The sequence below is a fragment of the Chloroflexota bacterium genome, from assembly GCA_016235055.1.
Lineage (GTDB): Bacteria > Chloroflexota > Anaerolineae > JACRMK01 > JACRMK01 > JACRMK01.
In genome coordinates, this window is the sequence record JACRMK010000006.1 from 40,633 (window position 1) to 62,341 (window position 21,709).

Consider the following 21,709-nt stretch of genomic DNA (forward strand, 5'->3'; position numbering starts at 1 on the left):
CGCAGCGACTGAGAAATCTTTCCAACGCCGTGCCAGCGAGATTTCTCGCTGCGCTCGAAATGACACTATAAGGGCGAAGCCATGGCGGCTTCGCCTTTTTTGTTTGCCGTATGGTAAAATCGTTCAATGCACCTCAAGCGCTTCCTGATCGTGCTGGCGGCCTGTGTGTGGCTGGCTGCGTGCGAGCCGTCGTCCGACAGCACGCCTTTGCCGGGCACGACCGCCGTGCCGAGCGCGCCCGCCGCGCGCACTGTGGCGCCGACCGCCACCTCGCCGCCCTCGCCGACACCCCCGCCCATTGACGGCGGCGCCTTCACTGAAGGCGCTCTGCTCGACGTCAAGACGCTCAACTCGCTGTACGGCGTGGATTTCGTGTCCAGCCGCGTTATTTACCTGCTCGGCAACCGCCTGACGAACGTCCGGCCCGACCTGACGCCGGAGTGCGACCTCTGCACCGGCTGGACCGTTTCACCCGACGGGCTCAAGATCGCGTTCACGCTGCGGCAGAGCGTCAAGTTCCATGACGGCCAGGAGTTGACCGCCGAGGACGTGAAGTTCACCTACGACGCGATTCTGGACGCTGCGCGCCTGTCGCCGCTTCAGGCGCCGCTGAAGAGCTATCTGCCGGGCCCGGCTGCGATCAAGGTCACCGGCCCGTATGCGATCCAGTTTGAGTTCAGCCGCCCCAAGAGCGACGCCCTGCTGACCGACTTTGCGACGCCGGCGATCCTGCCGAAGCATCTGCTCGGCAGCGTCGCGGCCCGCGATTTCGCCTCGGCGCCGTTCAACACACGCCCGGTCTACACCGGCCCATTCATGTTCAAAGAGTGGGTGCGCGGCGATCATATTACGCTGGTGGCCAACCCGAACTACTTCAAGGGCAAGCCGCACCTCGATGCCTACGTCGTCAAGGTGTTCCCGGAGCTGACGTCGGTCTTTGCTCCCCTGCGCGATGGTGTGATCGATGGCGGCATGTTTGACCTCTCGCAGGTGGCCGATGCGCAGAAGGTGCCCGGCCTGTTGACGTATGCGGTGCCGTCGTTCCGCTTCACGTATCTGGCGTTCCAACTGGAGCCGGGGCGCGGCGCGCTCTTCCAGGACCGGCGCGTGCGCCAGGCGCTGATGCTCGCGCTCGACCGCAAGGCGATCGTGGACAAGGTGCTGTACGGGCAGGGCGTGGTCGCGCTGACGACACTGCCGCCGCACTCGTGGGCGTATAACGCGGCGACCGAGCCGTATGCGTACAGCCCGGAGCGCGCGCGTGCCCTGCTGGATCAGGCCGGGTGGGTGGCCGGCGCCGACGGCATCCGCGCCAAAGACGGCGTGAAGTTCTCACTCACGCTGGTGACCAGCGCGGGGCTGCGCATCCGTGAAGCGACTATCCTCGAAGTTCAGCGCTACTGGAAGGCGATCGGCGTGGACGTGCGCCTGCAGACCGACGAGTGGACGGCGTTCCTGAAGCGCATCGGCGCGACGGCCGACAGCCCGCGCGATTTCGACGCGTTCGTCACCACGTTCCTGGTTGGCGCCGACCCGAACCAGCGCTCGCTCTGGCACAGCAGCGCGGCGGCGACCGGCTACAACTACGGCGGCTACAAGAGCGCTGAGGCCGACAAGTTGCTGGACGACGGCCTGGGCGTGTTCGACCTGCCGGCACGCAAAACAGCCTACTTCCAGTTACAGCAGGTGCTGGCCGGCGATCTGCCGGTCCTGCCGCTGTTCTACGAGTACCTGCCTGGCGCGGTCACGCGCCGCCTGCACAACTTCACGCCGGCGGTGGCCGGATCGCTCAACAATGCGCACGACTGGTGGCTCGAACCCAAATAGCGCGCCTGCGGCGGACGCGGTGCGCCAACTGGCGGCGCGTATCGCGGCGGTGGATGCGCGGTTGCGCACGCTGTACGGTGTGGCGCGCCGCCGGCGCATCGATCCGGTGTCTGAGCTGGTTGCCACCATCCTGAGCCAGTCTACCACCGACGTGCAGACGGCGCGCTCGTTCGAGGCGCTGCGCCGGCGCTTCCCCGCTTGGGAGCAGGTGCGCGACGCGCCAGTGTCAGCGATTGCCCGCGAAATCCGCTCGTCGGGTCTGTCACGCCAGAAGGCGCCGCGCATCAAGCGCGCACTGGCGGCGATCAGCCGCGCGCGCGGCGCCATAGAACTGGACTTTCTGCGCCGCCTGCCGCTGGCCGAGGCGCGCGACTGGCTCATGCAATTGGACGGCGTCGGACCCAAGACGGCGGCGATTGTGCTGCTGTTTGCGCTCGGCAAGCCGGCTTTCCCGGTGGACACGCACGTGCATCGCGCCACGCGCCGGCTCGGCTGGGTGCCGGCCCGCGCGAGCGCGGAGCAGGCGTATCGCCTGCTGGAACCGAGCGTGCCGCCCCGTGCGCATTACCGGCTGCACATCAACCTGATTCGCCATGGTCGCGCCGTGTGTCGCGCGGCGCGCCCGCTCTGCAACGCATGCGCTCTGCGCGACCTGTGTGACACCGGGCGCGCCGTGCCCCGAAAGAAACCCGTTCATGCCTGACCGAACGCGTATGCGCCTGTTGCTCCCGTTCGCCGCACTTTGCCTTGCGGCGGCGCTGTCGGCGTGCGGCGGCCCGCCGAAGCCGCTGTTGAGCGGACACTGGGTCAGGAAGGCAAGCATGAACGAAGACCGCAGTTGGATCGGCATGGCGGCGGTCGCGGGCAAGATCTACGCCATTGGCGGCATGGTCGGCCAACTGGGCAACCGATTGGCCTCCAGCGAGGTCTACGACCCCGGTCGCAACGAGTGGCGGCCGATTGCCCGAATGCCGACCGCGCGCAGTTCGACCGGCACGGCCGCCGTCGGCGACAACGTGTACGTGATCGGCGGCTACGCGGAGAGCGGCACCACCGATGTGGTCGAGATTTACGACACACGGGCTGATGCCTGGCGCGTGAACGATATGCCGCTGCCGACGAAGCGCTTCGACATGGCGATAGCCGCCATGGGCCCGCTGATCTACACGGCCGGCGGCTATGATGCGGGGGCAATGAATACGGTCGAGGTGCTCGACACGCAGACCGGGCGCTGGGCGTCGCTGCCGCCGCTACCGACGCCGCGCTATGCGTTCCAGGCGGTCGTGGTGGACGGCAAGCTCTGGGCGATGGGTGGGCGCAATGACACTGGCGCGACCGACGTGATCGAGGTGTACGACCCGGCGAAGCAGGTATGGACGCGCGGATCGGCCAAACTGCCGGAGCCGCTGGCCGGCTACGGCGCGGTGCTGGTTTCGGGACGCCTGCACATCGCCAAGTACGACAAGCACTGGGCGCTCGATCTGAAGGGCGGCCGCTGGTCGGTGCTGCCGCCGATGCTCACCTCCCGCCATGGGTTGCAGTTGGCGGTTGTCGATGGCTTCGTGTACGCAGTGGGCGGCTGCGCCACCGGCGACGGCAACCTCTATGACGTGGCGCGCAACGAAGCTTTTATCGTGGACAGCACGCCCGTACCGTAACGGCCGGGCGCGCGGCAGGGAGCCGATGCCGGATGAAAAAACGCTTTGCACTCGCGATCTACATGCGTTACTGGCGCTCGTGGCGCGGGGTCTCGCTGGTTACGCTCGGCCTGGCGCTGGCGCTCATGCTGCTGGCGCCGGATGCCATGCACGCCTACCGGGAGCTGCTCTGGCTGGTCGCGGGGCTTGGCGCGCTCACGCTGGTGCTCGGTTTCGCGATGGGCCATCTCGCGTTCGTCAGTATCGGCAGCGACGCGATCATCGTACAGTTGCCGCTCTGGCGCATGCGCCTGGCGCTCGACTGCATCTACGCGACACGCCTGGTGACGCTGGAAGGCGCGGCCCCGGGCATCTGGAAAGATCACGAGTTGTCCGTCATGCCGGCAGTGTTGCTGGACCTGCACGTCTGGCCGCAGCCGCAGCGCGTCGCGCGCTTCTGGCTGGGGCGTTTGGTGCAGTCGAACACCCTGCTCCTGCCGGTAGAAGACACGATGGGCATGCGCCGCGCGCTCGATGCGGCGGCACTGGAGCAGGCGGAAGCGCGCCGGCAGCGATCAGGCGCGAGGTCGTAGGGGTACGCTGCGCGTACCCGCTTCAATTGATGAAGATGCTGGATCCGCCACCGGTCTTGACGACGTCGATGCGCGCCGGAAACAGGTCTTTCAACTCATCGATGTGCGTGATGACCAGGATGCGCTCGAACTGGTTCTGCACCGCCGTGATCGCCTCGACCAGCCGCTCGCGGCCGGTCGTGTCGAGCGCGCCAAACCCCTCGTCGATCACCAGCGTCTGCAGGCGCGCGCCGGCGCGCCGGGCCAGCAGTTTCGAGAGCGCGATGCGCACGGCGAAGTTCACGCGGAACGACTCCCCGCCCGAGAACATCTCGTAACTGCGCGCGCCGACCTCGTCGCTAATGACGATGTCGAGCGTCTCGATCGCCGCGGCCTCGTCTTTGCGCGCCGTCAGTTTCTCGCGTTGCGTCTCGAAGCGCACGCTCATGCGCCCGTCGGTCATCGTGGACAGCAGTTGGTTCGCCTCCTGCTCGATCTCCGGGATGGCCGCCTCGATCAGCATCGCCTGCACGCCCTTCTTGCCGAACGCGACGCGCAGTTCCTCGTACAGCGCCCGCTCGGCGTGGCAGGCGGCCAGCGCGCCCTGCTTCTCCACAATCAGCGTCTCGTACTGCCGCGCATGCTCCACCAGTTGGCGCGCCGCGCCCAGTTGCCGGTTCAGCACCGCGCTGCGCCCCTGCAGTTCGTTGACCAGTCGCTGTTGGTCGGCCATGGCACGGGCGACCGCGTCCAGCCGCGCCGTATCGGCTTTCAACAGCGACAGCGCGGACTCGTCGGCGGCGATCAGTTGGCGTTTCGCCGCCAGCGTGCTCTCCAGCAGGGCCAGCATCTGCCGCTCTGCGTCCAGCCGCTCGCGCGCGGCCTGCATCTGCGCGTGCTCGTGCTCGTACGGGGCCAGCGCGGCGACTGCGCGCCGCACGCTCTCGTGCGCGGCGGCATCGTAGCCCAGTGCGGCCAGTTGCGCGTCGATGGCGGCGATGCGTGCCTGCGCCTCGCGGGCATAGTCGCCCCCGGCCAGGCGCGCGCTGATGGCAGCCAGCGGCGCTTCGACGGTCGCGCGGTCGGCCAGCGCGCGCGCGGCGCGCTGCATCAGGTCGGCCAGCCGCGCCTCGTGCGCCTGTGTCGCGTTGCGGGCGCGCAGGTCTTGGTCGAGCCTCTGCAGCGCGGCCTTCAGTTGTTCCGTCTCGAAGTTGCGCTGGCTGATCCGCGCGTTGTTGGCATCATACTGTTCGCGCGCGCCCTTGCCCTCGCTCAGGTACTCGCCCTGCAGGCGCGCCGCCTCTTCAGCGGAAATCGGCTGCTGGCAAAGCGGGCACACGGCCGCGCCTTTCAGCTTGTCCAGCTTCTCCTTCAGCGATTCCATTTGGGTGCGCAGGTGCTTGTTGGCCGTCGTCAGTTCGTTGACTTCGGATGACAGCGCAATGTGCTGCTCGCGTGTCTGCTCGCGCTGCGCCTCTTTCTCGGCCAGTTGCGCCAGCATCTGCCGGGTGCGCCCGTACTCGGCCTGCCGCGCGTCGCCGTCGGCGATCTGCGCGTCGAGCGCGCTGAGGCGCTCGCGCAGCCCGCGCGCTTCCAGTTCCAACTGCGAGCGCTCCGCCTGTGCCCGCTTCTCCAGTTGCACGCGCTCGCCCGTCAGGGTAGTTGCCCGCGTCAGCAGGCTGTTGAACTCGCCGTCGCGTTCGCGCGCGACCTGCCACTGCGCGAACCCGGCGGCGATCCGTTCGGCGTCGGCGATACGCCGGGCGGCGGTCTCCAGCGTGCCCTGCTTCTGGGCGACATCGGCCTCCAGTTGGGCCACTTCGCGGCGCGTGCCGGCGGTGCGCGCTTCGATCTCGGCCGCCTGCGCGGACTTCTGGTCGAGCGCGCGTTTCTCGTCGCGCACCTGCTGGAGCGCGGCTTCGGCCCCGCGCAGCCGCGTCTCGGCCTGCGCGGCTTCGCTTTCCAGCCGTGCCAGTTCGGCTTCGTGGCGCGGCTTCTGGCGCAACTCCTGCTGGAACGATGCGATCTCCGCGCCCAGTCGCAGCGCGTCGTCGTCCAGCGTCTTGACGCGCGCTTTGGCCGCTTCCTCGTAGGTGTCGTACATGCCGAGTCCCAGGATGTCGGCCAGCACCTGTTTGCGCTCGGCCGGCCCCTTGCGCGCGAACTCGTCGGCGCGCCCCTGCAGCAGGAACGCGGAATTGATGAACGTGTCGTACGTCATGCGCAGCGTGCGCGTGATCTGCGCCTGGGTTTCGCGCGTGCTGGCCCCGGTGATGGCGTTGAAGCGCTGGCCGTCCCACAACTGCAGTTCCAGCGCGCCCATCCGCGTCTTGCCGCGCCGGCTGCGCTTGCGCAGGATGCGGTAGCGGTCGTCGCCAAGCCGGAACTCCAGCTCGACTTCCATCTCGTCGGTGCCGAGCGTGATCAGGTCCTCGTCGCGCCTGGCGCGCGCCTCGCCCCACAGCGCGTAGGTGAGCGCGTCGAGCAGCGCGGACTTGCCGTGCCCGTTGTCGCCGGCCAGGCAGGCGAGGTGAATACCGGCGAGGTCGAGCGTGGCGTCGCCGCGGTAGCACATGAAGTTATGCAAACGGAGTCGGTCGGGAATCATAGCGTTCTGATTGTACCACGCGCAAACAAAAACCCGCCTGATCGCTCCAGCAATTCTCAATTTGGCTTTGGACGGGTATGTGCCAATGTCGACATGTCATGCGCTGGTGTTCAGGTGCTTATCACGCCGGCCAATTCGACGAGTAATGAGTGCTGCCTTCCCCCCGGCCCCCTCCCAACGAAGTTGGGAGGGGGAGAGATTCCAAGGGGAGGTGCGCGGCGGCTGCGCCGCCGCGCACCTCCCCGTTAGTTTTTCCCCTTCTCCCCCGCGCGCCGGGGGAGAAAGGGTCAGGGGATGAGGGGGCAACCTGGGGGGCCAGACTTCAAAATGAGAATTGCTGTGATCGCTCAAGCGGTGTGGTTGGTCGGACGTGAGACGGAAGGCTACCGCGCGGCGTCCTGCTCCATGCTGTCGAGGATCGAATACAGCAGTTCGAGCACCACTTTCTTCACGGTCTCTTTGTTCTTGCTGACGCACGGCACGATTTTGATGTGCGGCTCCACGCCGAGAGCGAAACGCAGGTCCTCGGGCGGCCAGGCGTCGTCGATGTCCTGCTTGTTGGCGGCGATGACGTACGGCGTGTCGCTGTACGAGCGGAACACGTTCAGGATGCGCTTTGCCTCGCGGAACGTCTCGGGGCGGGACGAGTCGACCAGTACGATGAAGCCGAGCATGCCTTCGGACAGGATCTCCCACATGAAGTCGAAGCGTTTCTGCCCCGGCGTGCCGAACAGGTAGAGCACCAGATCGTCGTCGATCGTGATGCGCCCGAAGTCCATCGCGACCGTCGTCTCGCTCTTGATGCGCGCGGTTTCGTCGGTAATGCGCCGCTCGGTGTTGACGACTTCGATTTCGCTGATCGACTGAATGAACTGGGTTTTGCCCGCACTGAACGGGCCGGTGATAACCATCTTGACAGTCTGCATGGGGGTGGCTTTCGAGCGCTAGAGCTGGCGGATGCGGTTGATCAGGCGCATGATGATATTGCGGTTGACGGGGCCGGCCGCTTGCTGCGGCGCGGCGGCCGGTGCGGTCGTTGGGGCGCTGGCGGCCGCCGTGGCCGGCGCCAGGCGCGACGGTGCGCCAACCGGCGGCCGCGCGGCCGGCTCCGGCGCGGCGGCAGGCCTGGTCAGTAGCCGTTTCGGCGCGGCGCCTTCCGGGTGCAGCAGTTCGACCAGCCCGGCTGACATCATGCGGTACACGATCTTGCGAATCTGGAACTCGTTCATCTTGTTGACGTCCGCGATCTGGCGGATGCTGTTGCGCGGGTTGATGAACGAGATAACGCGCCATTCCTCCACACTCAGGCTGATGTCGCGCAAGTTGGTATTCGGACGTTCGGTGAACTTCATCGCCATGTCGAGGTCCGGCAGTTCGTCCTGGAGCATCTCCCATTCCTGCACGCGCCGCGTGCCTTCCATGATGACGGCTTCGAGGTTGATCGGTACGGTGATGCGGTCTTCCGCGGGCAGTGTGCCCGACTCGAAGAAGAAATTGCCGTCTGCCCACGTAAACAGCAGGTACACGGCGTCGAGCAAGCTGGCGCGCACCGACTGAACGATGTCGGTCTGGGTGACGTGTCCGGAGTTGATCAGCAGCAGCGCGATTTCCTTGTCGGTGCGCACGGTCGCGTGGCCCAGGATCGTGCGCTGCTGGTCCGCCGAGATCTTGCCGATGCGAAACAGGAGCGTCGTCAAATCGGGCGCTTGGCCGTTAAGCGCGGCATCCACCAGCCGGCCCTCGCGGAAAAACAGCTTGGCGGTTGCAGCCGGTGGGTGCTGAAGGTGCAGCACGCCGGTTTTGCGGGCCAAATTGATTAAATTCAGCAGCTGGGTAAGGCTGAAGTCCTTCAGGTTGCCTTTAAGTGCCATGCCGGTGTCACCTTTACTGGGTGTCTGGCGGCTCGTTGACGAAATGCCGATCAGACGCATCGATTATAGCGGAGGCGCTAAGGAGCGTCAATCATCAGCAATTCTCAATTTGGCTTTGTACGCGTACTGTCCAATGCCGGCTTGTCATGCGCTGGTGTTCAGGTGCTTATCACGCAAGCCAATTCGACGAGTAATGACTGCTTCCCTCCCCGTTAGCTTTTCCCCTTCTCCCCCGCGCGCGGGGGAGAAGGGGCCAGGGGATGAGGGGCAACCTGGTGGCCGACTCCAAAATGAGAATTGCTGGTCAATCATCAGCTATTCTCAATCAGGGCGATTCAATAGCCGTAGTGCATGATGAAAATCCGGCGAAACGGGCGCTGAGCTTGCCGTACCGCCCCGCGCAGACGGGGTCGAAGCGCGCGCATTTCCCTGCCCTCGACAGGGCTCAGGGCATGGGTGCGCGGTGGGCCTTGCGACTTTTGAATCGCCCTGTATTCTCAATTTGGCGGGGGGCTTATCTCGAGGACGCAGGCTACGTTGCCCTGGCGCATCGCGGCCACGTGCCGTTAGTCACCGCCGACGAAGCGTTGGTTCGCCAAATGACCAAGTCACCCTACCGGGTCATTTCGATGGGCGATCTGCGCGGCGCCTAGTGCTCGAAGTACGGCTGCTGCCAGCCGCCCGCGTGCGCCGCGAAGCAGTGCTCGATCCACGGCACACCTTCGCGCGAGAGCGGCGACGGCAGGCGGTCGCGCGCGAAGAAGCCGAGGTCGAGCGTCTCGTGCGGGTGGCCGCGCAGTTCGCCGCCCTCGAGCCGGCAGAGGAACGTCACGCTCCAGAAGTGGTTGTCGATGTTGGGCTGGGCACGCCGGCTGCTGTCGTAAACTGCGATGATGCGCTCGGGCGTCACGTGCAGGCCGGCCTCCTCCCAAACCTCCTTAACCGCCACTGCGGACGGCGCGTAGCCGATATCGGCCCAGCCGGTCACGTACAGCCAGTTGTGCGTCGTCGCTCGCTTCACCAGCAGCAGTTCGCCGCGCTCGTTGAAGACCGCCGCGCCCACGCCGACCTTCGGCGTGACGTAGCCTTTCTCGCGCTCCCCGACCTCCGCGCGCCACTTGGCGTACAGCGCGGCTGCCAGCACGGGGTCGTCCGTCGCGGCCGGCGTCGTGGCGGCCATGTCGGCCGCCAGCTTCAGCAGTTCCTCGTACCGTTCGCGGTCGTAGTCGTGCGGCTCGAACGCCAGCCCGGTCTGCGCAATCGCGCGCAGCCGCTGCGTCCACAGGTCGATCCTGACAATGTTCGTCATGCGCTCCCTCTGATGGCTGTTCAACAGGCCCGAGATTCCTCAAACTGCACTCCAACACCGGGCAGCTGCGTGAAACGTCAAGCGCGATGCGGCGGTGACTACTCGAGTGGTCGCGGATGGCGCGAATCAAGACCTCATAGGTTTTCAAAACCTGTGAGGTCTGGCCCTTCGTTCCTGCCGAACGGCATTGAACCGCAGCGCATGCCGAACGACCGACGCGGTGCAGCCGCGACAGGTGAGCGCCAGGCTGACGGTTACCGCAGCGCGAGTGCCGGCAATTCACTGGCAGGGGCATCGAACAGGCTCCAGAAGGTGGCCGCTTCGTCGGTGGTTCCCCTGCTGAGCGTCGCCGCGCCGTCTTCGAGCGTACGCGCCCAGGTGGACCGGCCCGTCAGGAGACGACGTAACGCCGCCTCGCTGGTCTGAACCTCGATCGTCGCGTCGGCGGAAGCGTCGGCGAGCGCGTCCGCTACGTCGGACCGGATAGCGAGTCCGTAGCTGGCGCCCGTATCGGTGCAGCGCAAGCTCACCTGCAGATGGAGTCCGGTGCTGCGGGATGGGTCCAGCCGGGTCGCGAACACGCGCAACAGCATCGGAATGGGCACGGTCGCGGCAACATCCGGGTTGGCCCACGCGCGGAGCACATCACGCAGCCTGGCGCGATCCAGCGTGCCGTCGATCTCCTTGGCCGCCATCAGATAGTTGTTGCGCCAGATGGGGTTGCTGGCCTGATAGCCGAGCTGGCGCAGCGCGTCGGCCTTCAACTGGCGCGCCTGCGGGTCGACGGGATCCAGGCGCAACACGTAGGTCAGCACCTCCGTCACCCAGCGGAAGTCACGCTCGGCCTGCGCTTTGGCGGCGACGGCCACTACCGCGTCGCGGCCGCCCATCGCTGCGACGTAGCGGGCGGCTCGTTCGCGGCGCGGTAACGGATCGAGGAACGCCGGGTCGCCTTCGTACCAGCCGAAGTAGTTGTAGAAGACCTGCCGTACCGTCTGCTTGACGGTGCCGTAGAACTCGCCGAGCCACGGATGCCCAGCCAGGCGCGGCGGCAGTTCCGAGATCCGCTCGACCATTTCGTCCGGTGTCAGTCCGCGCGCAATCAAGCGGACGCTCTGGTCGTGGATATACTGCATCGCATCCCGATAGTTCAGCAGCAATTCGCCCACCTCGGCCTGTCCCGCGATCGGACGCCCGTGACCGAAGATCAACGCCTGGGCGTCAAACCCGCGCGCCAGATCGACCGCGCGGATCCACTGCCACAGATCGCGCACCGCGCCCCGCAGGGCGTACAGGTTTGCCAGGCACTCCCCCTGGATCACGTCGGCCACGTGCAGGACGCCATGATCCGGGAACCAGATCACGATCTCATCGTCCGACTCGCTCGGCGCCTCGCGCAACTGTACGCGGATGCCGGCCACATTGATTTCGAGCGACCCCTGAAAGACGATCGTTGGCTGCATGAAGCCGACGGCGCCAACGTGCAACAATGGTCCCAGGCCGCCCTCCACCAACCCCTCCGGACCGCGCTCGAGGTCGAGACCGAAGGTGTAGGCCAACCGCAGCGGCGGCACGACCCCGAAGCTCGGATTGCCGCGTATCACGCCCGCCAACCGCTCGTGCGCGTAAATCTGCACCTGGCCGGCTGCGACCTCGGACGGATCGAGCAGGCCGCGGACTCCGGAGATGTGGTCGGGATGGCTGTGGCTGTAGATCAGCGCCTTGACCGGCTTGTTGCTGAACCTGCGCAGATCGGCCAGCGCTTGTCGCGCGGCCTCCGCGGTCTCCAGGCAGTCGATCAGCAGCACGCCATCGCTCCCAACCACCATGGTCATATTGGCATTGCCATAGCCAACCGCGATGTAGAAATTCTGGGCGACTTGATAGACGCCCTGTGCCATGCTTTGCGCATGGCTGGTCAGGCGCGGAGCCACGGTTGGGCTGGGGTCAGGATAGGCCAGGTTTTGGCCGGTCAAGAAGACGGGAGGCGGGATGGGCATGACGCACCTCATACTGTTTTCGTTTGACTGTGTCCTTATGGCTGTTGCGCAAGCACAGATGGTTGAATTGTACCCCCTCTCACCCCCTGGCCCCTTCTCCCCCGCAACGCGGGGGAGAAGGGGAAAAGCTAATAGGGATTGGCGCGGCGGCAAAGCCGCCGCGCCAATCCCCAGCCACTGGCTCCCCCTCCCAGCGAAGCTGGGAGGGGGTCGGGGGGAGGGCGAAGGTTCGTGCGATGCGACTCGGCCCATGAATCAATCCGATGGGGACACCCTATGTAGAAACAGTATCACATCGATTTGATAAAGAAATTGGCCTCAGCTGAACCAGGTCAACCGATTGGCGGCTCGCGTTCAACGACCTGGCGGCCGTCGATCACCGTGTTCAGGCCGCGCGTGGCGTCGCGTTTTCTTGTGCTGTGCAGTTAGCGGACTTTCGGTTCTGCTACAGCGTGTTGAAGTCCATGTCGAGCATGCGTTCTAGGCGGCGCTCGCCGGGCGTCTCGCGCTGCGGTGCGGCTGGCACCGGGGTCGGTGTCGGGTGCGGGGTGGGCGCGCTGGTCGGTGCCGGGGCGGGCGTCGGCGCGGTAGCTGTGCCGGTCACTGCGGTCGTGGCGGTCAATGGCTCCGTGGCGGCGGGCGCCTCGACGACTTCCGGCTTCGGCGTCGGGCGCGGCTTCGGGTAGCCGACGAGGTCGGAGGCAGTTGGGCGCGGGTAGCTGGCGCCGAGCAGTGCCGGCTCCAGCCCCTGCTCCCGCAACTGCGTCACGTACTGAGCCAGTGCGCCGCGATCGGAGACCGCGCTGCAGTGGAAGATGACGACCGCGCCGGGGCGAATCTTGCTCGTCACCTGCGTAATCACGATCGGCACGGTGGCGAAGTCGCGCCAGCCCAGGCTGTCGATGTCCCAGAAAACCGAGCGGATGCCGAGCGCGCCCACCTGTTGCAGCAGTTCCGGGTTGCGCGCGCCGTACGGGAAGCGGAAGAAGCGGATCGGGTAGTGGTAGCCAAGCGCCCAGTCGATCAGCGCCCAGTTGCGCACCAGTTCGTCGGTGATCTCCTCGCTCGACAGATCGCGGAAGTTGCGGTGGCTGTACGAGTGCAGCGCCAGTTCGTGGCCCTCGTCGATGGCGCGCTTGAGCAGCGCGCGCGACTCGTCCGGCCACTTGTCGATCATGACACCCATCAGGAAGATCGTCATGTGAATCTTGTTGGCCTTCGCAATGTCGAGCGTCTCTTCAAGCTGGCCCGGCGTCATGCCGCAGTCCGGCGTGAGGTAGTAAGTGTTGCCCGCCTCGGACTTGCCGTGCGTGACCTCATTGTGCGCCAGCCAGTCGGCCAGCGCCGGCGTGGTGGCTTTGGCGTCGGCAACGACCGCGCCCCAGTACTCCGCGGCGCGCTGGGCGCAGGCGGGACAGTCGGCGCTCGCGCCGGTGGGCACGAAGGCCAGCAGCAGGGCGAGCACCGTAAGCGGAATCAAACGTCGCATGGTCGGGTGATGTTCTCTATGGTAATGCAAGGTGGTGGCGGCCCATCAGGGGCGTGCGCGGCGCAGTCCCCAGACGGCAGCGGCCAGAGCGCCTGCACCCGTCAGCAGGGTGACGAGCGCGCCTATTTTCACCGAATCGGGGCTGAAAGTCAATTCGACGTGATGGCGGCCGGCCGGCAGCGGCGCGCCGATCAGGATGCCGTCGGCGCGCATGAGTTGCGCGGGCGCGCCGTCGATGGTCGCCTGCCAGCCGGGATAGTTGATCTCGCTGAACACGAGTATGCCGTTGGCGGCGGCGCCGGCGTTCAGCAATACGCGGCCGGGTGCGGTGGTGAGATCCTCGACCGTGGACGCGCCGCTCGCCGGCACGCTGAGCGGGAATGGCGGCGGCTCGCTCAACACGACGACCCCGGCGGGCGCGGCATCGAGCACGGCGTCGCTGTTGAGCGCCTCGGACTCGCGGCCCGGCGCGACGACGACCGCCGTGTGCGCGATCCATGCGCGCGGCAGGCCGCCGCTGTAGCCGTACAGGCGCGTGTCGCCGTCCTGCGCGATCAGGCCGAACGCGCCGTGCGCGATCTCGCGTTTGGTCACGACGTAGCGCACGCCGAGCAACTGGAAGCGGCGCAGTTCGTTCACGTCGCGGTCGAACTGCTCGGTCGTGGCCAGCCGCAAGGGATCGTTGCCGTTGATCTCCGCGAAGCCGTAGTGCGCGCCGGCGTTGTGCGCGCCGGGCAACAGTCCCTCGCTGGCGACGCGCGCCCGAGGATTCCCAGCCAGTTCGGCCTGCAACGCCCTGGTAAGTGGTGTGTCCGGGAAGTAGTTGGACGGCGTCGGCTTCTGGAAATTGTATGCGCCGTTCACGGTAAACAGGTTCAGCGCGACCAACGCCGCCAGTCCCGTGGCGGCTACGGCGGCGCGCAGTCTCCCGGTGGCGTGCAAGTGCCAGAGCGCCCACGCGCCCGCCGCGTAGAAGAACGCCGGCACGAACTGGCGCAGGTAGCCGGGAAACAGGTTGACCTGCGCGCCCTCGCTGAACAGCGCGCCGACGTACGCGCCGGCGATCAGCAAGCCAAGCGCGGCCAATGTGCCACGCATGGTCGCTGGCACCGCGCGCGCTGCGATGGCAGGGTTCTCGCCGCTCTGCGTCAGGCGGGCTGCGCCGAGCGCGGCGAGCATCGCCAGCGCGAGCGACCAGAGGAACGCGGCGCGCTCCTGGTCGCGCACCAGTGCGAAGCCGGGCGCGAGCAGGTAGAACAGCGAGTAGACGAACGTCGAATTGCCGAAGGAGAGGAAGAGCGCGACAGCGGCCAGCGCCAGCCAGAACAGGCTGCGGTGTGGCGCGGCGAACAGCGCGAAGCCGGCCAGCAGCAATGGCAACAGGCCGACGTACAGCGGCGAACCGCCAAAGTAGCCCGGCGCGATCAGCGTGATCAGTTCGTGCAGGGCGAAGCCGCCCGATGTGAAGTCGTAACCAAGCTGGGCGCGCGTGGAGTAGCGCGTGAACTCGAGGGTCGGCAGCAACTGCACCGCCGACAGCCCGATGCCGAACAGTCCGAACAGCAGCAGCCCCGCGAACTGCGCCGGGAGCCGCATGCCGCCCGCGCTGCGCGAGGCGTAGAGCCAGTACGCTGCGGACGTGTAGAACACATAGATGTACGTCTGCGGGTGCCCGGCCAGGATGCTGGTTGCCATCAGCGTTCCGGCCAGCGCCAGCCACGCGGCCTGACGCGGCGCGAGCCAGCGCGCGCGTGGTGTACTTGTTGCCGTGGCCGCGCCGTGCAGCGCCCAGAGTACGAACGGCAGCCAGACATCGCCGGCCAGGATCGACGCCTGCTGCGCCGGATACGAGATCAGGTAGCCGCCGAACGTGAACGCCAGCGCGGCGATCCAGGCGGCGAGCGGGCTGTGTGTGACGCGCCGCGCGAACAGGAACATGCCGACGGCGGCGAGCGCGTAATGCAGGACGACTTGAAGTTCGAGCACGCCGAACGTGAACGGCTTGCCGATCAGCGCAAGCGCCGCGACGGTGAGCAGGTTCGGCGGGTAGAGCGTCGCCATCTGCGAATCGGCGAGTCCCGGCTGGCCGGCATACATCGCCGGGTTCCAGAGCGGCAGTCGCCCGGCGGCCAGTTCGCGTGCGGCGAAGACACGCAGCGGGTAGTATTGCAGCGTCAGGTCGCCGTCCGGCAACTGCATGCGGTCGAGCGGGTTCGGCGCGACGAGTCGCCAGAAAAAGAGAAACGGCAGGGCGACCAGCACGAGCAGCGGTGTGGCCGGGTGGCGCGCGATGCGTAGGAGCGCCGCCTGCAAGCGGGACTCAATGCTCGGCATGGCGCGCCTGGTTGAAGAACTCATAGAGCATGACAGTGGTCGCCACGGCGAGGTTGAGCGAGTCGCTGTGGCCGACCATCGGGATGCGCGCCATCACATCGCAGGCGGCCTGCTGGTCGGCGTGCAGTCCTTCGCGCTCGCTGCCCATCACGAGCACGCGCGGCGCGGGGTAGCGGATCGCCTGGAAGTCCGTCGCGCCCTTGTCCGATGTGCCGACCAGTACGACGCTGCGCTCTCGCGCCCACGCGACGAGCGCATCCCACGAGGCGCGCGCAAGCGACTGCGTGAACAGCGCGCCCATGCTGGCGCGCACCGCTTCGGGGTCGTGCGGATCGGCGGAGCGCCCGGTCAAGATCAGGCCGGCAGCGCCGACGGCATCCGCCGTGCGCAGAATCGTGCCGATGTTGCCGGGGTCCTGCGCGGCGTCGAGCGCAATCCAGCAGAGCCCGGCGGCTGGATCGATGTCCTCGAGCGCGAACCAGCGCTGGCGCACGACGGCAGCGAGGCCCTGCGGGCCTTCCTTCGATGAGATGCTCTCGAACACGGCGCGCGAAACGTCGAGCACCGGTACCCCGGAGCGTTCCGTGACCCCCACAATCGCGCGCGCATGACCGCTCTTGAGCAGTTCCGGCGCAACGACCAGCGACTCCAGCAGCGCGCCGGATTCGACGGCGGCCGTGACGAGGCGGATGCCCTCGACGAAGCAGAGGCCTGCCTGGTCGCGCTCCTTGCGACGATGCAGCGCGCGGATCTGCTTGATGCGCGCGTTGGCCGTGCTGGTGATCAGGGGCGGCGGCGTGTTCACGCGTTTACACCTTGCCGGCGCAATACAATCTGCGCGGCCTGCCAGACTTCGTCCACGCTGATCGTTTCGATGGCGCGGTTGGGGCAGCAGTCCGGCCGCGCGCGCCCGTTGCGGAAGCACGGGTTGCAGCCGGCGTCGTGCCAGATGGCGATGCTCTTCTGGTTGTATGGGCCGTAGATGCGCGGATCGCTCGGGCCGTAGAGCGCCACGACCGGTGTGCCGACGGCGTTGGCCAGATGCATCGTGCCCGTGTCGTTGCCGATCATTAGCACGCAGCGTTGATACAGTGCGCCCAACTGACCGATGTTCATTTTGCCGGTCGTATCAAGTGGCGTGTGGCGCATCGCGGCGCGCACCGCCTGCGTCAGCGTGGCGTCGCCCGCCGCGCCGATCAGCACGACGGTCGCGCCGTACGTTTCGATCAATCGATCGGCGATCTGCGCGAAGCGCTCGGCCGGCCAACGCTTGCTGGTCAGTACCGTGCCGGGGTTGTTGCCGCCGCCGGGATGGATGGCGACGATCGGGGCGGTGGCTGTGCCGAGCAGCGCGCCGGTGAACGCGATCTCGTCGGCGGTCGGCACGAACAGCGTCGGCTCGACCTCGCTGCGGCCGCGCTGCGGCTGAGTGCCGAGCGCGCGCGGCACGTCGAGATAGAGTTCCGGCTCGTAGCGCACCTCGGGCACCGGCACGCGGACGTTGTGCGCGAAGCCGCGCCCCCCGTTGTCGAGTCCGGCGCGCACCGGCACGCCGGCCAGCCAGGCCGCTACTCCGACGCGCGGCGAACGATCAAGTGTTACGCACAGATCGTAGCCGCCGGCGCGCACCCGGCCGGCCAGCCGCCAGACGTCGCCCCAGCCGTAGCGGCCCTGGCCGACCGCGCCGCTGTCGATGATCTGCTTGATGTGCGGGTTGTGCTCGATTACCGCGCGCGACCACGACCCGACGGCGAAGTCGATCTGCGCGGCCGGGTAGGCTCTGCGCAGCGCGGTGACGACCGGTGTGGCCAGCACGACGTCACCGAGGCAGCACGGCTTGATGATCAGAATCTTCTCGTACGCGCGTGTGAGCGGCTGTTTGTACGATGGGAACGCCGCGCCGAGCAGTCGTGTGGCGAGTGTAATCAACGTGTCGCGCATCGCAGGGTGGAGGTCAGCGGGTGCGCTTCGGGCGCAGGGCGGGCGCGCCGGCCGGCTTGCGCGGCGTGACGGGCTTGCGCCCATCGCGCTGCCAGCGCTGAAGAATGGTCTCGATGTAGCGCCAACTGCGCTTGTCGCGACGCGCCGCCTCAGCGAACGCATCGGCCACCCATTCCGGCGCGTATTGCGTCGCCGCGTCTTCCAACTGCTGGGCGATCAACGGCGTCAGCATGCCGATGTGCTGCTCGTACAGCGCGAAGATGTTCGGTTTGGCCGCCTCGGCGGGCGTTTCGGCCGGCGCCGCCCCGCGCTGGAGTTTCAGCTTGCCCTGCCGCACCAGTGCCAGATCGCGCCGCCCGGCTTCGTCGTTCAGGAAGTAGAAGCGCTCGCTCTCGTCCGCCGGGTTGCGCGCGCGCAGTTCGACCAGCGTGCGGCGCGCCACGGCCGCTGCCAGCGCGGTATCGAGCGCGCCCGCCGGCAGCATGCGCTGGAGTTGTGCGTCGGCGCTCAGGTCGCGGTGGCTGGCGCAGCGCGGCGCATCGTGCCGCGCCAGGCGCCAGATCAGATGAAGCGTCAGCTTCAACTCGGCCGGCTCGTCGATCTGCGCGAGCAGCTCGCTGAAGAAGAGATCCGGCACCGGCGTGACGCGCAGGCGGCCGGGCGGAAAGCCGTCGAATGCCGCCATCAGAACGCCATTTCGGCGTCTTCCTCGCGGTAGTATTCGAGGTCCGCGAAGCGCGAGGAGGCGCGGTTGAAGTGCAGCGAAACGCTGCCGGTCGGGCCGTTGCGGTGCTTGGCTACGATTACCTCGGCGATGTTGGGGCGCTCGGTCGCCTTGTCGTAGGCGTCGTCGCGGTACAGGAACATGACGACGTCGGCGTCCTGCTCGATGCTGCCGCTTTCGCGCAGGTCGGAGAGCTGCGGGTGCTTGTCGGGCCGCGACTCGACGGCGCGCGACAACTGCGACAGCGCGACGACCGGCACGCGCAGTTCGCGCGCCAGCGCCTTGAGCGAGCGCGAGATGCCGGCGATCTCCTGCACGCGGTTCTCGTTGCGCTCGCTGCCGCGCATCAGTTGCAGGTAGTCGATCACGATCATTTCGAGGCCGCGCTCGGCGGCCAGGCGGCGCGCCTTGCTGCGGATCTCGTTGGGCGAGGCGGCCGGCGTGTCGTCCAGGTAGATCGGCGCCTCGGACAGGCGGCCGATCGCTTCGGTCAGGCGGTCGGTCTCCTCGTCGGTGATCTGCCCGAGCCGCAGGCGCTGGCCGTCGATGCCGGTCATGTTGGCGATCATGCGCTGGACGATCTGCTCATTGGCCATTTCGAGCGAGAAGACGGCGACGGTCTTGCGCGGCAGGTGCATGGCGGCGTTCTGCACCAGGTTCAGCGCGAACGACGTCTTGCCGATGCTCGGCCGGCCGGCGATGATGATCAGGTCGCTCTTCTGCAGGCCGCCGAGTTGCTTGTCGAGCGCGCTGAAGTGCGTCTGCACGCCGACGTACTCGTCGCGGTTGGTCTGCATGCGCTCGACGTTGTTGGCAACCTCGTGCACGACGGTGCTGATCGGCACGAGCTCCTTCGAAAGCTTGCGCTGGGTGACCTGAAAGATGAGCTGTTCGGAGCGGTCGATGATCTCGTCGAGATCGCCTTCGTTCTTGTACGCCATGCCGGCGATCTCGCCGGAAGCGCTGATCAGCCGGCGCAGCGTCGACATGCGATCGACAATCGTCGCGTACGACTCGACGTTGGCGGCCGTCGGCACGGCGTTGATCAGCGACACAATGAAGGTCGACCCGCCCAGCTCGTCGAGCCGCTTGTTGCGCTCCAACTCATCCACCAGCGCGACGTAGTCGACCGGCTGGTGGCGCTCCGCGAGGTTTACGGCGGCTTCCCAGATCCAGCGGTGCCGCTCGTTGAAGAAATCCTTGCCGCGCAGCATCGTCATCACTTTGTGGATGGCGTCGGGGTCGATCAAGACGGAGCCGAGCACAGCCTGCTCGGCGTCGAAATTGTGAGGGGGTTGATGGTCGAAGCTCATAGGTATGACGCCTGAAACACACGGCGGGGACTTGGAACCTGCCTCCAAATCCCCGCCCGGTTGTGAGGCCTGTGCGGCCCGCGCTACTCTTTGTCTGCCTTGCCCAGATCGTCGAGGTCGAGCGTGTCGATGAAGTCGCTGAAGGCGGAGAGCCGGGCCTCTTCCTCGCTCGACACGCTGCCGGAGATGTCTTCCTCCGGCACGATGCCGGCGCTGTCCATCACCTCGTCGTTGACGAAGATCTTGACGCTGGTGCGCACGGCCAGCGCGATGGCGTCGCTGGTGCGCGAGTCGATCTCGAGCCGCTTGCCGTCCACGTCGAGCACGATATTGGCGAAGAACGTCTCCTGCCGCAGGTCGGTGACGACAATGTGCGAGACGCGCCCGCCCAACGAGGCGATGACACGCTTGAGCAGGTCGTGCGTCAGCGGGCGCGGCACTTCCACGCCCTGCATTTGCAGCGTGATCGCCTCGGCCTCGAACGGGCCGATCCAGATGGGCAGAAATCGCTCGCCGGCGACCTCTTTCAACACCACCAGCCGGTACTGCGAGACGAGGCTGACTTTAACGCTATCAATGGTCACCTCGACCATGATCTATCCTCCGCGGTCGCGCATGCGCGACCGCAACCATCCAGAGTAACTGCCGATACCAGCGATTATACCATATAGCGTCGGGCGGCGAACAACGACGTTTGTGCGCGCATTATCGGTGCGCCGCACAGCTTAATACGCGATTGGCGCGAGGCGGCATCTGTGTTTGCGTGTGGTGCGTTGGAGTGGCGGGCAATGTGGGGCGGGCTCGTGCTGCGTACAGTGATGGCGTACGTTGCCCGAGGCTGTCATCTGAAGCGACGTTCGCCGCTGAAGAGCTTGTGCAAAACCGCACGGAAACGCTTCATCGCCACGGCCGGCGATTAGAGATCCTTCGCGCGCGCAACGTCCAAGAAGTGATCGGTGTTGCCTTCGCGCTCAGGACGACAACCTGTGCACGGCGCGGATATGCGAAGGAGCAAGATGACGCAGTCGGCAGGCTTGCCGTGCCCGTAATTTCAGCTAAAATGTTTGCGCATCAACTTGGGACAGGGGGAAGGAAGACCGATGAGACTGTTCGATCGTTTTCGCAAGAAACCGGACGCACCCGCTGCGCCAGCCTCGCCGGCTGCGCCTGCGCCACGCGTGGTGGAACTGCCGGCCGAGGAACTGAAGGCGCGCATCGATCGCGGCGATGCGCCGCTGATCGTCGATGTGCGTGAGCCGTGGGAGCACAACATCGCGCAACTGCCCGGCGCGACGCTCATGCCGATGAACACCATCCCGGCGCGCATGAGCGAACTGGATCGCGACGCCGAGATCGTGGTGTACTGTCATCACGGCATGCGTTCGTGGAACGTCGCGGCGTACCTGGCGCAGAACGGATTTGTTAACGTGAAGAACCTGACGGGTGGCATCGACACATGGGCGCGCCGGATTGAACCGGGTATGCGCAAGTACTAAGACATACCTCACAAGTTGAAGACCTGTGAGGTGTAGACTGCCGAGCAAACGCATGGCAACCAAGACGCTGGGGGAGTGGGAGTGCGGAAGGTGCGGCTGGATCACGGACGGCGAGTCCGCGCCGCCGTTGTGCGCCGAGTGCGGCGCGCCGTCCGGCCGCTTCATATTCTACATGTACCTCGACGACAGCGATTGGAACGATGAGGTGGAGCCGCGCGACGTCGAAATTCCGAACGAGGAGTATGGCGATACATAGGGCGAAGTAAATCGACAATTGTACGAATATACAGGGTGTTTGCAGAATATTGCGAACACCCTTTACTTTTTCTTAAAATTCCAATACATACGCACTATTCTATTGACAATAGAGTGTTATGCACTATACTAGCAGTTGAGAATGTGACAAGTACATAGGTAGTGGCTTGGTCGATGTCGACACAAGAGAAGGGAATCGCGGGAAATGTGCGCGCTTCCCTCTTTTATTAGCATAATAATCAAGTTAGAACTTATGTTCAGATAATCGGTTCGGAACTTAAGTTCTAATTGTAGTCCGAAGTTCCATCCCAGCACGAGCGACTGCGGTCGCAG

Annotated in this window: 19 protein-coding genes; 7 read left to right on the forward strand and 12 right to left on the reverse strand. The window is 66.2% G+C overall.

Annotation, left to right across the window (positions count from 1 at the left end):
- Window positions 1-126: 126 nt before the first annotated feature.
- Genes HZB53_01285 through HZB53_01300 form a run of 4 tightly spaced genes read left to right on the forward strand, consistent with a single transcriptional unit; the run spans window position 127 to window position 4,057 of the window.
- On the forward strand, window positions 127-1,827 hold the full coding sequence (locus HZB53_01285; protein MBI5876255.1) for a hypothetical protein: 1,701 nt from the start codon (window positions 127-129) through the stop codon (window positions 1,825-1,827).
- The gene (locus tag HZB53_01290; protein MBI5876256.1) at window positions 1,796-2,530 is read left to right on the forward strand and encodes an endonuclease III; all 735 of its coding nucleotides are present in this window, start codon (window positions 1,796-1,798) and stop codon (window positions 2,528-2,530) included. The genes HZB53_01285 and HZB53_01290 overlap by 32 nt, the downstream gene beginning before the upstream one ends.
- Window positions 2,523-3,485 carry a hypothetical protein gene (locus HZB53_01295; protein MBI5876257.1) on the forward strand — a complete coding sequence of 321 codons (963 nt, stop codon included), beginning with the start codon at window positions 2,523-2,525 and terminating at the stop codon, window positions 3,483-3,485. The genes HZB53_01290 and HZB53_01295 overlap by 8 nt, the downstream gene beginning before the upstream one ends.
- Window positions 3,486-3,517: 32 nt before the next feature.
- Window positions 3,518-4,057: a hypothetical protein gene (locus HZB53_01300; GenBank protein ID MBI5876258.1), complete on the forward strand. Its 540-nt coding sequence runs from the start codon at window positions 3,518-3,520 to the stop codon at window positions 4,055-4,057.
- Window positions 4,058-4,079: 22 nt separating this feature from the next.
- On the opposite strand, the gene HZB53_01305 is transcribed toward HZB53_01300, so the two are convergent.
- The 3 genes from HZB53_01305 to HZB53_01315 all read right to left on the reverse strand — a co-directional run bounded on the left by HZB53_01305 (window position 4,080) and on the right by HZB53_01315 (window position 8,515).
- On the reverse strand, window positions 4,080-6,644 hold the full coding sequence (locus tag HZB53_01305) for an SMC family ATPase (GenBank protein ID MBI5876259.1): 2,565 nt from the start codon (window positions 6,642-6,644) through the stop codon (window positions 4,080-4,082).
- A 383-nt stretch (window positions 6,645-7,027) separates the two neighbouring features.
- Window positions 7,028-7,570 (reverse strand): ATP/GTP-binding protein, encoded by a 543-nt coding sequence (locus HZB53_01310; GenBank protein MBI5876260.1) that lies wholly within the window; start codon window positions 7,568-7,570, stop codon window positions 7,028-7,030.
- 18 nt (window positions 7,571-7,588) lie between these two features.
- A complete protein-coding gene (locus HZB53_01315; protein ID MBI5876261.1) occupies window positions 7,589-8,515 on the reverse strand; it encodes a DUF4388 domain-containing protein in 927 nt (308 codons plus the stop codon).
- A 260-nt stretch (window positions 8,516-8,775) separates the two neighbouring features.
- Here HZB53_01315 and HZB53_01320 point away from each other — a divergent pair, with 260 nt between their 5' ends.
- A complete protein-coding gene (locus HZB53_01320; GenBank protein ID MBI5876262.1) occupies window positions 8,776-9,168 on the forward strand; it encodes a hypothetical protein in 393 nt (130 codons plus the stop codon).
- Here the strand turns inward: HZB53_01320 and HZB53_01325 are convergent.
- The 9 genes from HZB53_01325 to HZB53_01365 form a co-directional block, all read right to left on the reverse strand.
- A complete protein-coding gene (locus HZB53_01325; GenBank protein MBI5876263.1) occupies window positions 9,165-9,824 on the reverse strand; it encodes an NUDIX hydrolase N-terminal domain-containing protein in 660 nt (219 codons plus the stop codon). The genes HZB53_01320 and HZB53_01325 overlap by 4 nt on opposite strands.
- Before the next feature lie 254 nt (window positions 9,825-10,078).
- Window positions 10,079-11,824 carry an MBL fold metallo-hydrolase gene (locus HZB53_01330; GenBank protein MBI5876264.1) on the reverse strand — a complete coding sequence of 582 codons (1,746 nt, stop codon included), beginning with the start codon at window positions 11,822-11,824 and terminating at the stop codon, window positions 10,079-10,081.
- A gap of 445 nt (window positions 11,825-12,269) precedes the next feature.
- A complete protein-coding gene (locus tag HZB53_01335) occupies window positions 12,270-13,313 on the reverse strand; it encodes a polysaccharide deacetylase family protein (GenBank protein MBI5876265.1) in 1,044 nt (347 codons plus the stop codon).
- A 45-nt stretch (window positions 13,314-13,358) separates the two neighbouring features.
- Window positions 13,359-15,647 (reverse strand): YfhO family protein, encoded by a 2,289-nt coding sequence (locus HZB53_01340; GenBank protein ID MBI5876266.1) that lies wholly within the window; start codon window positions 15,645-15,647, stop codon window positions 13,359-13,361.
- A complete protein-coding gene (locus HZB53_01345) occupies window positions 15,634-16,434 on the reverse strand; it encodes an RNA methyltransferase (GenBank protein ID MBI5876267.1) in 801 nt (266 codons plus the stop codon). Before HZB53_01345 ends, HZB53_01340 begins: the two co-directional genes overlap by 14 nt.
- A 14-nt stretch (window positions 16,435-16,448) precedes the next feature.
- Window positions 16,449-17,588 (reverse strand): lipopolysaccharide heptosyltransferase II, encoded by a 1,140-nt coding sequence (waaF, locus tag HZB53_01350; GenBank protein MBI5876268.1) that lies wholly within the window; start codon window positions 17,586-17,588, stop codon window positions 16,449-16,451.
- A 13-nt stretch (window positions 17,589-17,601) separates the two neighbouring features.
- Entirely contained in the window at window positions 17,602-18,273 is a 672-nt protein-coding gene (locus HZB53_01355; GenBank protein MBI5876269.1) for a DnaD domain protein, read from the reverse strand.
- Window positions 18,273-19,625: a replicative DNA helicase gene (dnaB, locus tag HZB53_01360; protein ID MBI5876270.1), complete on the reverse strand. Its 1,353-nt coding sequence runs from the start codon at window positions 19,623-19,625 to the stop codon at window positions 18,273-18,275. The genes HZB53_01355 and dnaB overlap by 1 nt, the downstream gene beginning before the upstream one ends.
- Window positions 19,626-19,708: 83 nt before the next feature.
- On the reverse strand, window positions 19,709-20,218 hold the full coding sequence (locus HZB53_01365; GenBank protein ID MBI5876271.1) for a bifunctional nuclease family protein: 510 nt from the start codon (window positions 20,216-20,218) through the stop codon (window positions 19,709-19,711).
- Window positions 20,219-20,725: 507 nt separating this feature from the next.
- Here HZB53_01365 and HZB53_01370 point away from each other — a divergent pair.
- Together HZB53_01370 and HZB53_01375 are read left to right on the forward strand one after the other, a co-directional pair.
- Window positions 20,726-21,121, forward strand: coding sequence for a rhodanese (locus HZB53_01370; protein MBI5876272.1), 396 nt, complete (start codon window positions 20,726-20,728; stop codon window positions 21,119-21,121).
- Window positions 21,122-21,173: 52 nt separating this feature from the next.
- Complete coding sequence (locus HZB53_01375; protein ID MBI5876273.1) at window positions 21,174-21,377, forward strand: hypothetical protein; 204 nt, start codon at window positions 21,174-21,176, stop codon at window positions 21,375-21,377.
- Window positions 21,378-21,709: the final 332 nt, after the last annotated feature.